Annotated in this window: 11 protein-coding genes; 9 read left to right on the plus strand and 2 right to left on the minus strand. The window is 74.4% G+C overall.

Annotated features, from left to right (window positions below; all coding sequences use genetic code 11):
- Positions 1 to 121: 121 nt before the first annotated feature.
- Together AB852_RS30055 and AB852_RS30060 are read right to left on the minus strand one after the other, a co-directional pair.
- Entirely contained in the window at positions 122 to 607 is a 486-nt protein-coding gene (locus AB852_RS30055; RefSeq protein WP_073793371.1) for a ferritin-like domain-containing protein, read from the minus strand.
- On the minus strand, positions 604 to 1,089 hold the full coding sequence (locus AB852_RS30060; RefSeq protein WP_342748511.1) for a hypothetical protein: 486 nt from the start codon (positions 1,087 to 1,089) through the stop codon (positions 604 to 606). The genes AB852_RS30055 and AB852_RS30060 overlap by 4 nt, the downstream gene beginning before the upstream one ends.
- 228 nt (positions 1,090 to 1,317) lie before the next feature.
- Between AB852_RS30060 and rimP the strand changes: the two genes are divergently transcribed.
- From rimP to AB852_RS30105, 9 genes are all read left to right on the plus strand, one after another.
- On the plus strand, positions 1,318 to 1,860 hold the full coding sequence (gene rimP, locus AB852_RS30065; RefSeq protein ID WP_073793373.1) for a ribosome maturation factor RimP: 543 nt from the start codon (positions 1,318 to 1,320) through the stop codon (positions 1,858 to 1,860).
- 2 nt (positions 1,861 to 1,862) lie between these two features.
- Positions 1,863 to 2,864 carry a transcription termination factor NusA gene (gene nusA / locus AB852_RS30070; RefSeq protein WP_073793374.1) on the plus strand — a complete coding sequence of 334 codons (1,002 nt, stop codon included), beginning with the start codon at positions 1,863 to 1,865 and terminating at the stop codon, positions 2,862 to 2,864.
- Between the two features lie 113 nt (positions 2,865 to 2,977).
- Entirely contained in the window at positions 2,978 to 3,256 is a 279-nt protein-coding gene (locus AB852_RS30075) for a YlxR family protein (protein WP_073793375.1), read from the plus strand.
- A gap of 157 nt (positions 3,257 to 3,413) precedes the next feature.
- The gene (infB, locus tag AB852_RS30080; protein WP_073793376.1) at positions 3,414 to 6,590 is read left to right on the plus strand and encodes a translation initiation factor IF-2; all 3,177 of its coding nucleotides are present in this window, start codon (positions 3,414 to 3,416) and stop codon (positions 6,588 to 6,590) included.
- Positions 6,591 to 6,793: 203 nt separating this feature from the next.
- Positions 6,794 to 7,099 carry a DUF503 domain-containing protein gene (locus AB852_RS30085; protein ID WP_073793432.1) on the plus strand — a complete coding sequence of 102 codons (306 nt, stop codon included), beginning with the start codon at positions 6,794 to 6,796 and terminating at the stop codon, positions 7,097 to 7,099.
- 172 nt (positions 7,100 to 7,271) lie between these two features.
- Positions 7,272 to 7,826, plus strand: coding sequence for a 30S ribosome-binding factor RbfA (rbfA, locus tag AB852_RS30090; RefSeq protein WP_079185014.1), 555 nt, complete (start codon positions 7,272 to 7,274; stop codon positions 7,824 to 7,826).
- Positions 7,823 to 8,728, plus strand: a complete 906-nt coding sequence (gene truB / locus AB852_RS30095; protein ID WP_073793377.1) for a tRNA pseudouridine(55) synthase TruB — start codon at positions 7,823 to 7,825, stop codon at positions 8,726 to 8,728. The genes rbfA and truB overlap by 4 nt, the downstream gene beginning before the upstream one ends.
- A 396-nt stretch (positions 8,729 to 9,124) precedes the next feature.
- On the plus strand, positions 9,125 to 12,988 hold the full coding sequence (locus AB852_RS40015; RefSeq protein ID WP_178391152.1) for a serine protease: 3,864 nt from the start codon (positions 9,125 to 9,127) through the stop codon (positions 12,986 to 12,988).
- A gap of 175 nt (positions 12,989 to 13,163) precedes the next feature.
- Positions 13,164 to 14,108, plus strand: a complete 945-nt coding sequence (locus tag AB852_RS30105; RefSeq protein ID WP_073793379.1) for a bifunctional riboflavin kinase/FAD synthetase — start codon at positions 13,164 to 13,166, stop codon at positions 14,106 to 14,108.
- Positions 14,109 to 14,133: the final 25 nt, after the last annotated feature.

Consider the following 14,133-nt stretch of genomic DNA (forward strand, 5'->3'; position numbering starts at 1 on the left):
GTGGGGGGTGTCCTTCCTGACTGCCGCGACGGCACACGCCGCCCGACGGGGACCGCGACCGTACGAGGTCCCCGCGCCCTGTCCGCACACCGCCGTCCGTCCGGCGGATGTACGTCAGTGCCTACGCCCGGGGCACCGCGGACCCGTCCGGTCCCGCGGCCCGCTCCGCGAGCCCAGGGAAGGCTACGCTGCCGCCCCGCCAGCCCGCCGCCCGGACCGCCGCCTCACGCAGCGCGCCCGCCGCCGACCGCCGCCGCGCCCCCTCGGACGCCCGCACCAGATCCGCGTACACCCCGGCGACCCGGTCCTCCAGATGCGCCGCGAGCCGCCGCGCCCCCGCCCGGTCCGCGACCGGGAACGGCAGCGCGTACGCCGCCGCGGCGGGCCGCGGGGTGCCGCCCAGGTCGCGCACCGCGCGCGCCAGCTCGTCACGGCGGGCCCGGTGCGCGTCGTACGCGGCCCGCACCTGCGCGTCCCCGCCGCCGCCGACCTTGCCGCCGACGACGCCGTAGCCGTACACCGCCGCGTGCTCGGCGGCCAGCGCCGCGTGCAGCGCGGTCAGTTCGGCGCGGCTACGCCGCTTCCGGGTACCCGGCTCGCCGGTCACTTCCCGCCCTCCGTCAGCAGATACGCGTGCGCGGCGCCGGACGCCGCGACGGACGCCAGCAGCCGCGCGAGTTCCCCGGGCACGTCCACCGACTGGACGGTCCGGGTGTCGGCCAGCTCCCGCTCCCGCGCGGCCAGCGAGGCCAGCGCGTCCTTGGGCGCCGCGGGCACCGGCACCGCGGAGGCGGCACCCGACGGCGCCCCGGACGATGAAGGGGACGACGAGGGGGAGGGCGAGCCGCCCGGCCCGCCGGACCCGAACGCCTTCGCGTGGCTCGCGACCTCCGCCCGCAGCGGACCCAGCCGCCGCGCGAGCGAGGGGTGCGCGGCGATCACCTCGTCGTAGCGGGCGCCCAGCGCGGCACTGTCCCGGGCCGCCCGGGCCCGGGTCCGCTCGGCGGCGGACGCCTGCCTCGCCCTGGTGGCGGAGACCGCGTCGCCGTCGCCGGACGTGCAGCCGGTGAGCAGCGCGGTGCCCGCCAACCCGGCGAGCAGACTCCTTCTTCGCGGCCCGGACCGGGAACGCGTCGGCAGCGGGAACGGCACGGCAGACGTCCTCCGGGACTCAAGGCGGCGGGGAGGGGCGGTACGCCCTTGATCACCGTACCTGGCGGCGGCCCACCGCGGACGGCAACACCCTCCCGGAGCGGATACCCTTTGAGCGGACACAGGACCTTCCACAACAGCACACGCGGCCGAGGAGTCACCCGGATGAGCACCACCCCAAGCGAGAGGCTGCGAGAACTACTCGAACCGCTCGTGACCGCCCAGGAGCTCGATCTCGAAGAGATCACCGTGACCCCGGCGGGCAAGCGGCGTGTGCTGCGTATCGTGGTGGACTCGGACGAGGGTGTTCAGCTGGACACCTGCGCGGAGCTGAGCCGGGCTATCTCGGACAAGCTCGACGCGACCGACGCCATGGGCGCGGGGGAGTACGTCCTTGAGGTCACCTCCCCGGGCGCCGACCGGCCGTTCACCGAGCACCGGCACTACGTACGCGCCGTCGGCCGGCTGGCCAGGTTCCAGCTCACCGAGGGCGGCGAGCTGACCGCCCGGATCATCACGGTCGACGACGACGGCCTGGATCTGGAGATCCCCGGGGTGAAGGGCCGCAAGCCCACCGCCCGCAGGCTGGCCTTCGACGAGATCGCCAAGGCGCGCGTCGAGATCGAGTTCAACCGCAAGCAGCACGACAAAGACAGCAATGACGGCAACGACAGCGACAGCAGCATGACGGAAGCGGAGGAGGCGTAGTCGTGGACATCGACATGAGTGCCCTGCGGGGACTGGTGCGGGAGAAGGAGATCTCCTTCTCACTGCTGGTCGAAGCGATCGAATCGGCCCTCCTCATCGCCTACCACCGCACCGAGGGAAGCCGCCGCCACGCGCGCGTGGAACTCAACCGCGAGACGGGTCATGTGACCGTCTGGGCGAAGGAGGACCCCGAGGACCTGGAGGAGGGGCAGGAGGCGCGCGAGTTCGACGACACCCCGTCGGACTTCGGCCGGATCGCCGCCACCACCGCCAAGCAGGTGATCCTCCAGCGGCTGCGGGACGCCGAGGACGACGCGACCCTCGGTGAGTACGCCGGCCGTGAGGGCGACATCGTCACGGGCGTGGTCCAGCAGGGCCGTGACCCGAGGAACGTCCTCGTGGACATCGGCAGGCTGGAGGCCATCCTCCCGGTGCAGGAGCAGGTCCCCGGCGAGGAGTACCAGCACGGGATGCGGCTGCGCTCGTACGTCGTACGGGTGGCGAAGGGCGTACGGGGTCCCTCCGTCACCCTCTCGCGCACGCATCCGAATCTGGTCAAGAAGCTGTTCGCGCTGGAGGTCCCGGAGATCGCCGACGGTTCCGTCGAGATCTCCGCGATCGCCCGCGAGGCCGGACACCGTACGAAGATCGCGGTGCGCTCCACCCGCGCCGGACTGAACGCCAAGGGCGCCTGCATCGGCCCGATGGGCGGCCGGGTGCGCAATGTGATGGCCGAACTGAACGGCGAGAAGATCGACATCGTCGACTGGTCGGACGACCCGGCCGACATGGTCGCCAACGCGCTGTCCCCGGCGCGGGTGTCCAAGGTCGAGGTGGTGGACTTCGCGGCCCGCTCCGCGCGGGTCATCGTCCCCGACTACCAGCTCTCCCTGGCCATCGGCAAGGAGGGCCAGAACGCCCGCCTCGCCGCCCGGCTCACGGGCTGGCGTATCGACATCCGACCCGACACCGAGCAGCCGGAGCAGTCGTCCGACCGGGACTGATCCGGCCGGCGGGCGCCCCGCGAGGGGCGCCCGGAGCACCGCTGAGAAGGACCGTCGGATGGCCGGACCCCGCCCGGAAGAAGTGGGGTCCGTACGGGGAGGTAGACTAGAACGTGTCTGGCCGGACGCATGCCCGCGCATGCCCTGAGCGCACCTGTGTGGGGTGCCGGGAGCGAGCGGCCAAGAGCGAACTGCTGCGCATCGTGCAGAAGGGGGACGCATGCGTCCCCGATCTTCGCGGTACGCTGCCCGGCCGGGGTGCGTACGTACATCCCGTCCCGGTCTGTCTCGACCTGGCGGTGCGCCGTCGGGCTTTCGTTCGGGCCTTCCGAGCCCGGGGACAGCTCGACACCCAGGCGCTGACCCAGGTGGTCGCAGGCGAAACCCCGTAAGAACAGTGATGAAGAGGTGCCGTGTGAATCCCCGCACGGCCCAGTACCTCGCGAGTCGGAAGTAGGTCGAGATTGCGATGAGCACTCGATGAGTACGCGATGAGTACGCCCATGAAGTAGCGACGGTCCGGCGTAACCCGGACCTCAAAGGAGCGAAGTGGCTAAGGTCCGGGTATACGAACTCGCCAAGGAGTTCGGTGTGGAGAGCAAGGTCGTCATGGCCAAGCTCCAGGAACTCGGTGAATTCGTCCGTTCGGCGTCCTCGACGATCGAGGCGCCTGTGGTACGTAAACTGACTGACGCTTTCCAGCAGGGCAGCGGCTCCGGCAGGTCCGGCGCCAAGCCCGGGGCACCCAGGAAGGCAGCGCCGCGGCCCCCGATGCCGTCGGCGCCTTCGGCGACCCCCGGCGCGGCGGCCCCGAGCCCCGCGCAGGCGGCCCGTCCGGCCGCCCCGCGGCCCCCCGCCCCGGCGGCCCCCAAGGCCCCCGAGGCGGAGCGTCCCGCCGCGGCGTCCGCGCCGTCGGCAGGTCCGCGGCCGGGTCCCAAGCCGGCCCCGCGGCCCGCCCCGGCGGCCCCCGCGTCGCCCGCGCCCACGGTTCCGGAGTTCACCGCGCCGCCGTCGGCGCCCGCGGCTCCCTCCGGTGCCCCCAGCGCGCCCAGCGGTTCCGGTGCCCCCAGCGGCTCCGGCGCCCGTCCCGGCGGCAACCGCCCCGGTGACGCCCCGCGCCCCGGCGCCCCGCGTCCCGCCCGTCCCGGCCAGTCCGGTCAGGGTGGCGGCCAGGGCGGCCAGGGCCGTGGCGACCGTCCCGACCGTCCCGGTGCCTCGCGCCCCGGTGGTCAGGCCGCGCGTCCCGGTGCCCGCCCCGCGGGCCCGCGTCCGGGCAACAATCCCTTCACCTCGGGCGGCTCCACCGGAATGGCGCGTCCGCAGACGCCCCGTCCGGGCGGCGCCCCCCGTCCCGGTGGCCCCGGTGCCCCCGGTGCGCCGCGCCCCCAGGGCGCCGGACAGGGCGGTCCCCGTCCGCAGTCCGGTCCCGGTGGCGCACGTCCCACCCCCGGTGGGATGCCCCGTCCGCAGGCGCCCCGCCCCGGCGGCGGCCCCGGCGGTAACCGTCCCAACCCGGGCATGATGCCGCAGCGTCCCGCTGCCGGCCCGCGTCCCGGTGGTGGCCCCGGCGGTGGCCGTGGTCCCGGTGGTGCGGGCGGCGCCCGTCCCGGCGGTGCCGGTGGCGGCGGTCGTCCGGGCTTCGCCGGTCGTCCCGGCGGCGGTGGCGGCGGTGCCCGTCCCGGTGGTGGCGGCGGCTTCGCCGGTCGCCCCGGCGGCGGCGGTGGCGGCGGCGGCTTCGGTGGCGGCGGTGGCCGTCCCGGCTTCGGCGGCCGTCCCGGTGGCCCCGGTGGCCGTGGTGGCACGCAGGGTGCCTTCGGGCGTCCCGGCGGTCCCGCGCGTCGCGGTCGCAAGTCGAAGCGGCAGAGGCGCCAGGAGTACGAGGCCATGCAGGCCCCGTCGGTCGGCGGCGTGATGCTGCCCCGCGGCAACGGCGAAGCCATTCGTCTGTCGCGTGGTGCCTCGCTCACCGACTTCGCCGAGAAGATCAACGCCAACCCGGCGTCGCTCGTCGCGGTCATGATGAACATCGGCGAGATGGTCACCGCGACCCAGTCCGTGTCCGACGACACGCTGGTCATGCTGGCCGAAGAGATGAACTACACGGTTCAGATCGTCAGCCCGGAGGAGGAGGACCGCGAGCTCCTGGAGTCCTTCGACCTGGAGTTCGGCGAGGACGAGGGCGGCGAGGAGAACCTCGTCTCGCGTCCGCCGGTCGTGACCGTCATGGGTCACGTCGACCACGGTAAGACCCGACTGCTCGACGCCATCCGCAAGACGAACGTCATCGCGGGCGAGGCGGGTGGCATCACCCAGCACATCGGTGCCTACCAGGTCGCCACCGAGGTCAACGGCGACGACCGCCGCATCACCTTCATCGACACCCCGGGTCACGAGGCGTTCACCGCCATGCGAGCCCGCGGTGCCAAGTCGACCGACATCGCGATCCTCGTGGTGGCGGCCAACGACGGTGTGATGCCCCAGACGATCGAGGCGCTGAACCACGCCAAGGCGGCCGAGGTGCCGATCGTGGTCGCGGTCAACAAGATCGACGTCGAGGGTGCCGACCCGACCAAGGTGCGCGGTCAGCTCACCGAGTTCGGGCTGGTGGCCGAGGAGTACGGCGGCGACACCATGTTCGTCGACATCTCCGCCAAGCAGGGCCTGAACATCGACGGCCTCCTGGAGGCCGTCGTCCTGACCGCGGACGCCTCGCTCGACCTGCGGGCCAACCCGGAGCAGGACGCGCAGGGCATCGCGATCGAGGCCCGCCTCGACCGCGGCCGTGGCGCCACCGCGACCGTCCTGGTCCAGCGAGGCACCCTGCGGGTCGGCGACACGATGGTCGTCGGCGACGCCTACGGCCGTGTGCGCGCCATGCACGACGACCAGGGCAACACGCTCCACGAGGCCGGTCCGTCCACCCCGGTCCAGGTCCTGGGTCTGACCAACGTCCCGGGCGCCGGCGACAACTTCATCGTTGTCGACGAGGACCGTACGGCGCGTCAGATCGCGGAGAAGCGTGCGGCGCGCGAGCGCAACGCGGCCTTCGCCAAGCGGGTCCGCCGGGTCTCCCTCGAGGACCTCGACAAGGTGCTCAAGGCCGGCGAGATCCAGCAGCTCAACCTCATCATCAAGGGCGACGCGTCCGGTTCGGTCGAGGCCCTTGAGTCCTCGCTGCTCCAGCTCGACGTCGGTGAAGAGGTCGACATCCGGGTCCTGCACCGCGGCGTCGGTGCGGTCACGGAGTCGGACATCGACCTGGCGATGGGCTCCGACGCCATCGTGATCGGCTTCAACGTGCGCGCCGCTGGGCGTGCGCAGCAGATGGCCGAGCGCGAAGGTGTGGACGTCCGGTACTACTCGGTCATCTACCAGGCGATCGAGGAGATCGAAGCGGCCCTCAAGGGCATGCTCAAGCCGGAGTTCGAAGAGGTCGAGCTGGGTAAGGCGGAGATCCGCGAGGTCTTCCGCTCGTCCAAGCTGGGCAACATCGCCGGTGTCCTCATCCGGTCCGGCGAGGTCAAGCGCAACACCAAGGCCCGACTGCTCCGCGACGGCAAGGTCATCGCGGAGAGCCTCAACATCGAGGGTCTGCGCCGCTTCAAGGACGATGTCACCGAGATCCGCGAAGGGTTCGAGGGCGGTATCAACCTCGGCAACTTCAACGACATCAAGGTCGACGACGTCATCGCGACGTACGAGATGCGCGAGAAGCCGCGCGCCTAGGCGCCCGGCGGCCGCCCGGCTCACCCCGGGCGGCCCGGCATCCCGGACCGGGGCCGGTCGGCGGGGAGGAATTCCCGTCGATCGGCCCCGGCCGTTGCGTGTACGGTTCTGATGTCCCCGCCCGTTCGAAGGGCGGGGCCGTCGGGCCGGCCGCGCGGGCGGTCAGGTCCTTGAACCCGAACCGGCGGGACATCCGGACATCCATGTATGTGGGGACACTGTCCTTCGACCTGCTCCTCGGTGATGTTCACTCACTGAAGGAGAAACGCTCACTCGTCCGGCCGATCGTCGCGGAACTCCACCGCAAGTACGCGGTGAGTGTCGCGGAGACCGGGAACCAGGACCTCCACCGCAGGGCCGAGATCGGTCTCGCGGTGGTCTCCGGGGACACCGGTCATCTGGCGGACGTGCTCGACCGCTGCGAACGGCTGGTCGCGGCACGGCCCGAGGTGGAACTGCTGTCGGTACGGCGCAGACTCCACCACGACGGCGACTGGGACGACGACTAGGGACGACGAGCGGGACACGGTCGGCGGGACGGGAACGCCAGGGCGCCCACGGGCACCCCGGCGGGCCGAACCACCACAGCGTCACCACCGGACCGGCCGCATCCGCGGCCGCTCCGGAGCACCATCGGAAGCACGAGCAGCACACGCAAGGCTGGAAGAAGGAGACGGACCAGTGGCCGACAACGCGCGGGCGAAGAGGCTGGCGGACCTCATCCGGGAGGTGGTGGCCCAGAAGCTTCAGCGCGGGATCAAGGACCCCCGGCTGGGCACGCATGTGACCATCACCGACACCCGGGTCACGGGTGATCTGCGGGAGGCGACCGTCTTCTACACGGTGTACGGGGACGACGAGCAGCGGGCCGATGCCGCCGCCGGACTGGAGAGCGCCAAGGGCATCCTCCGTTCCGAGGTGGGCCGCGCCGCCGGGGTGAAGTTCACCCCGAGCCTCACCTTCGTCGCCGACGCCCTGCCCGACACCTCCAAGGCCATCGAGGACCTCCTCGACCGGGCGCGGGCCTCCGACGCCAAGGTCCGCGAGGTCTCGGCGGGCGCCGACTACGCGGGCGGGGCGGACCCCTACCGCAAGCCCGAGGACGACACGGACGAGGCGGACGACACGGACGAGGCGGCCGAAGCGGCCGAGCCCGCCCAGGAGGACGGCGGCGCGACCGGCGGTACCGGAGCCCCGGGCACCGGTGACCGGGACGGCGGCGGCACCCCGGCATGACCAGCACGCACCCCACGCCCGACGGCCTTGTCATCGTGGACAAGCCGTCGGGCTTCACTTCGCACGACGTGGTCGCCAAGATGCGGGGCATCGCCCGCACCCGGCGGATCGGCCACGCCGGAACCCTCGACCCGATGGCCACCGGGGTCCTCGTCCTCGGCGTCGAACGCGCGACCAAGCTCCTCGGGCATCTCGCGCTCACCGAGAAGGAATACCTCGGCACGATCCGCCTCGGCCAGAACACCGTCACGGACGACGCCGAGGGCGATCTGACCTCCTCGACATCCGTCGCCGGTGTGACCCGCGAGGCCGTCGACGCGCAGGTCGCCGTACTGACCGGCGAGATCATGCAGGTCCCGTCCAAGGTCAGCGCCATCAAGATCGACGGCAAGCGGTCCTACAAGCGGGCCCGTGAGGGCGAGGACTTCGAGATCCCGGCCCGCCCGGTCACCGTGAAGTCGTTCGCCGTGCATGACGTCCGGGAGGCCGTCGCCGAGGACGGTACGCCCGTCCTCGACCTCGTGGTCTCGGTGGTCTGCTCCTCCGGCACCTATATCCGCGCCCTCGCCCGTGACCTCGGCGGCGCGCTCGGCGTCGGCGGACATCTCACCGCGCTGCGGCGGACCCGGGTCGGACCGTACAAGCTCGACGGTGCCCGCACCCTGGACCAGCTCCAGCAGGAACTGACGGTCATGCCCGTCGCGGAGGCGGCCGAGGCCGCGTTCCCCCGCTGGGACGTCGACACCCGGCGCGCCAAGCTGCTCCTCAACGGGGTACGCGTGGACATGCCCGACGAGTACGCCGGGCGGGGCGCGGTGGGCGTCTTCGACGCCGAGGGGCGGTTCATCGTGCTGGTCGAGGAGCATCGGGGCAAGGCGAAGAGCCTCGCGGTCTTCGCCTGACGGGGTCCGTCGGGCGGGGGCGGTCCGGTGCTGCCTTGTGCTGTCCGCCGGGTGCCCGTCGTGGGTTTTTCGCGCGGTTCCCCGCGGTTCCTGGGCGGGGCGCTTGGTGCCGCTCGGTGTGGTTCGCCGGGTGCGGGGCTGTTCTCGTCTTTCGCGCAGTTCCCCGCGCCCCTTGATCGTGCCCCTTGCGGTGGGTGTCCGGCTGCGGATGGTGCCGCAGGGACACGGGGTGGAACGTGCACCCGGGACAACGGGGTCGGCCCCGGGTACCCCGCCCCTACGGGTGGGCGCTCGGAGCGAGTAGGGGAGCGGAAGGGGGCGCGTTCGTACCGCCCGCTGGCCCGTTGATCACCGCTTGCCTACCGTCGGAGCACCCGGGCACGGCGGGAGGTCGGGATGGGGACGAGGCGACCCGTACGGCCGGGTTCCGTGGCAGGGGCGGCCGAAGCCTGGGCGCCCCCGGACGGCAGCATGGTGCGGATATGCGACCTGGCCGGCCGCCCCCGCGGCACGGGCTTCGCCATCGACACCCTCGGCACCCTCCTCACCAGCCATGAGACCGTCGACTCCGTCACCCGGACCGTGCTGCACGGCGCCGACGGCCGCACCTGTGTCGTCGCCGACGACGACGTGGTCCCGCTCCCCGACACCGGACTCGCCCTGGTCCGCAGCCACGGCCTCGGTCTGGTGCCCCTTCCGGTGAGCACCCGGCCCCAGGTCGCCACCGGCAGCTATGTGCGGATCGCCGCCGCCGGGTGGCGGGAGGCCCGGGTCCTCGGCGAGTCCGCCGTCACCTACACCTCGGCCAGGGGCGCGCACCGGATCGGCGGGGCGCTGGAACTCGCCGTCGGTACCGCGGGCAGCGACGCGCTGCGCCCCGGCGGGGGCGCCGCGGGCGGACCCGTCATCGACGCGGCGACCGGCGCGGTCCTCGGTGTCGTCGGCACCGCCCTGGACGCGGGGCGCCGTGCGGCGGGCCTCGCCGTGCCGCTCCGTACCGGCTCCCGTGGACCGCTCGCCCGCGCCCTGGCCGTGAACACGACGACGGTCCCCGCCTACGGCGCCGACCTCAACCTCGCGGGCGTCCTCGCCCTGACCGCCGCCCACGACCGGTCGCCGTCCCTGCCCGCGCACCACATCACTCGGGACGAGCCCGCCCGGCGGCTCACCGCCTTCGGCGACGGACCGGCGGCCGTATGCCTCCTCACCGGTCCGCCCGGCAGCGGACGGACCACGGAGCTCGCCGCGTACACCGCCCGCCGCGCCCGGGGCCGTACGCCCGCCCCCACCGTGTGGCTGCGGGGCGGCGACATCCCCGGCACCGACACGGGGCTGGCCGACGCGGTGGGCCGGGTCCTGCACCGCCGCGCGCCCCGGGGCACCGCCGTGTCCCCGCCCTCCCCGTCACCCGCGCCGTTCCCCGCCGCCGGACCCGAGGAGTGGCGTACGGCCGCCGCGCGGCTGGCCCAGGTCGCCCGGGTCGGCGGGCGCCCGCTGGTGGTGGTCCTCGACGCACCCGAGGACATGGGCCACGGCCGGGCCCACGGCTCACCGGGACGCCTCCACGACTGGACCATGGCGTGGACGGCCCGCACGGCCGCGTGGCTCGACCGGTACGGGGTGCGGCTGGTCCTGGCGTGCGGACCGGAGTACGCGGACCGGGCCGCCCACGGATTCCTGACCGCCGCGCCGCCCGGCACCGGGGGACGGGGGGCGGCACCCGTCCGCGTACCCCTCGGTGACCTCACCGCGGACGAGGCCCGGCGGCTGCGCGCCCGGCTCGGTGTCCCGGACGACGCCGTCGCCCCCGACGCCGCCGCCCATCCGCTGGCCCTCACCCTGCTCGCCGGGGTCCGCGCGGCCCTGCCCGTACCGCCGCCCGGCAGACCCGGCAGGCACGAGATCCTCGGAGCCCAGCTGGATCTGCTCTGTCTGCGCACCGCCGAATGCCTCACCGGGCCGGGCCGCGCGGACCCCGGCGAGCTGCGGCGGCTCGCCGCCGGGCTCCGCGGCCGGGCGCGGCAGGCGGCTTCCCGCGCGCACCCCGGTCCCGCCGGGCGGGGCGAGGTGTCCCCCGCGGTCTTCGAGGAGCTGTTCCCCCGGCGGACCGGCTGGGCGGCGGCCGTCCTCATGGAGGAGCTGCTGGTCCCGACCGGCACGGGGTACCGCTTCCGCCACGAGGAGCTCGGCGACCGCCTCCAGGCCGTCCGGCTGGACCCGGCGCGCGCGGTCGCCGCGCTGCTCACCGCTGTGGAGCAGCGGGTGCCGCCGCAGGACCGGAGCCGGGGCCGGAGCCAGGGCCCCGACGGTCCGGACCGACCGGGCAGGCCGGAGCTCGGCGGGGGGAGGGGCATCGGTGCGGTACGTGACGGGGGCTCGGTGGGTGACGGCTCCGGGAGGGGCATCGGCCCGTGGGATGGCACCGGCTCGGTGGGTGACTCCGGTCTGGTGCGTGACGGCGACCCGCGGCGTGAGATCGGTCCGGTACGGGGTTTCGGTCCGGCAGGGGGCCTTGGGTCGGTCGGAGGGCTCGGGGTGGTTCCGGGGGGTGGTGCGGGGTGGGGCATCGTCAGGGCGCGGGACGCCGGTGGTGGGGGTGGCGACGTCGTGGGCGGTGGGACGGCCGTGCTTCCGCCTCCGTTCCGGCTCGGGCCCGTCGTCGCCGCGCTGCTGCGGACCGGCCGGGAGCGGGGTCCCGACCGGCTGCGGGACCTGCTCACGGCTCTCGTGGCCCGTGCGCCGGAACCGGGGCCCGGCGGGCGGTGGGCCGCCGTGGTGCTCGCCGACGTGTTCGCCCGCCTTCCGGACGCCACCCCGTACCTCGGGGTCCTGCGGGATCTCGCGGAGCGGACCGCGCGGACCGCGGCCACCCGCCGTGACGGGGACGGACCGCCCGGGACCGGGCCCCCGTTCGGGCCGTCGTTCTGGCTGACGCCCCGGCTGCCGGACGCCGACCGGCTGGAACTGCTGCGGCTGCTCGTCGTGGCCGACGGCCCCGGCGGCGGTCCCGCCGGCCCCCGCTATCTGGACACCGTGGCCGCCCTCCTGCGCGCCGACCCCGAGCGGACGGCGCCCCCGCTGCTGCGCTGGTTCACCGACGGACGGCCACTCACCGCCGCACCCGGTGCCACCGTCGCGGACGTCGCCCAGTCCGTCCTGTACGCGGAACGCCGCCGCGCCCCCGCGGCCCTGGTGGAGGCCCTCGCCGCCGACCCGCACCCCCGGGGCGAGGAACTGATGGCGGCACTCGCGGCCGACGAGACCGCCGCACTGTGCGCGGCCGTCGCCCGCTGGGCCCGGCACGGCCGGCACGCCGAGGCCGCCCGGTACGGGCCCCGGGCCGCGGCCCACGCCGTCCGTGAGGGGGACCGGGCCGCGCTCCGCGACGCCGCGCACCTCCTGCTCGGCGCGGGCGAACCGGCCGGCGCCGGACTCGCCATGCTCGTCCTCGACCCGCTGACCAGGGCACGCTTCCTGACCGCCGCACTGGACCGGTTCGCCTCCGGCGACCGCGCGATGCCCTCCGCCGCCCTCGAAGGGGCGCTGCGCACCCACCCCGGACCCGTGCTCGCCGCGTTCGAGGCCCGGCTGCGCCACGCGCCCCCGGCGGTCGTTGCCGAGGGGCTGCGCACCCTCGCCGGGGTCACCGCGCCCGGACCCGCCCACCGGATCGCCGCGCTGGTACGGGAACTGGCCGTGCGGCGGCCGGAGGCGGCCCGTGCCGCCGCCGGGTACGTCCAGCGCCGGGCCGAGCAGGGCGCGGCGGCCGTCGACGTGCTCCGTCCGCTGGTCACCGCACTCGCGGAGGGTGCCGCAGCCGAGGTCCGGGCCGTGCTCGCCGCCGTGCTCGCCACTCCCGGCGCGGAGGGGTCCCGTGGGCCGCGCCGGGAACTGCTGGACGCCCTGCTGGCCGGGGAACACGATCCCGAGGTGCTCGCCGCGGCGCTGCGTGCCGCCGCCGGGGGGACCGCGCGCGCCGGGGAGGCCGCCCCGACCCGCCCGGGACCCGCCCGTCACACCTCAACCGCCCGCCCCGAAGGCCCTGGAGGCCGCGCGGTCCTCCCGGCTGTCCCGGCCGTCCTGGCTCTTCCAGCCCTGCCGGTCCCCCCGGCCCTCCCCGGTCCCCCCGGTCCCGCCCCCGGCCGTGTTCCGGACGGCTTCGCACCATCGGCCTACCGGGACAGTCCGGACACCCGGGGGTGCGTCGTGTCACAGCCCGATGCCGATGCCGGGCCGACCGGTACGGCATGGCACTCTTAGACCTGCGGATTCGGCGGGTCCGGCGGACAGCACCGGGTCACCGGGTTCCGGCGGAGCGGTACGGTTCCGGCGGACCGCCCCGGCGGTCCGTCCGCGTCCGGCCGGGGTCCGGCCCATGGCGCGGAACCGACGTACGGCACAGGTTCGACCAGGAATTGCGACAAGGAGCGGCACAGTGCAGCGCTGGCGTGGCTTGGAGGACATCCCCGAGGACTGGGGGCGCAGCGTCGTCACCATCGGGTCCTACGACGGGGTCCACCGCGGGCACCAGCTCATCATCGGCCGTGCCGTGTCACGCGCCCGCGAGCTGGGCGTACCCGCGGTCGTCGTCACGTTCGACCCGCACCCCAGCGAGGTGGTCCGCCCCGGCAGCCACCCCCCGCTGCTCGCCCCGCACCACCGGCGCGCCGAACTGATGGCCGCGCTGGGGGTGGACGCGCTGCTGATCCTGCCGTTCACCGCGGAGTTCTCGAAGCTGTCGCCCGCCGACTTCGTGGAGAAGGTCCTCGTCGACAAGCTGCACGCCCAGGCCGTGGTCGAGGGCCCCAACTTCCGCTTCGGCCACAAGGCCGCCGGGAACGTCGCCCTGCTCGAACAGCTGGGCGCCACCAACGACTTCAAGGTCGACCTGGTCGATCTGTACGTGAGCGGCACGGCGGGCGGCGGCGAACCGTTCTCGTCCACGCTGACCCGGCGGCTGGTCGCCTCGGGCGATGTCGCGGGGGCCGCGGAGATCCTCGGCCGTCCGCACCGCGTCGAGGGCGTCGTCGTCCGCGGCGCGCAGCGGGGCCGGGAGCTCGGCTACCCCACGGCCAACGTCGAGACCCTGCCGCACACCGCGATCCCCGCCGACGGTGTGTACGCGGGCTGGCTGAACGTCGGGGACGAGGCGATGCCCGCGGCGATCTCCGTCGGCACCAACCCGACCTTCGACGGCACCGCCCGCACGGTCGAGGCGTACGCGATCGACCGCGTCGGACTGGACCTGTACGGGCTGCACGTCGCCGTGGACTTCCTGGCGTACGTCCGGGGGATGGCCAAGTTCGAGACGATCGACGCGCTGCTCGTCGCGATGGCCGAGGACGTCAAACAGGCCCGCGAACTGATCGCCGAGGCGTAGCACCGGCCGTACGGCCCGTGCGCGC

Source organism: Streptomyces uncialis, assembly GCF_001905345.1.
GTDB lineage: Bacteria > Actinomycetota > Actinomycetes > Streptomycetales > Streptomycetaceae > Streptomyces > Streptomyces uncialis.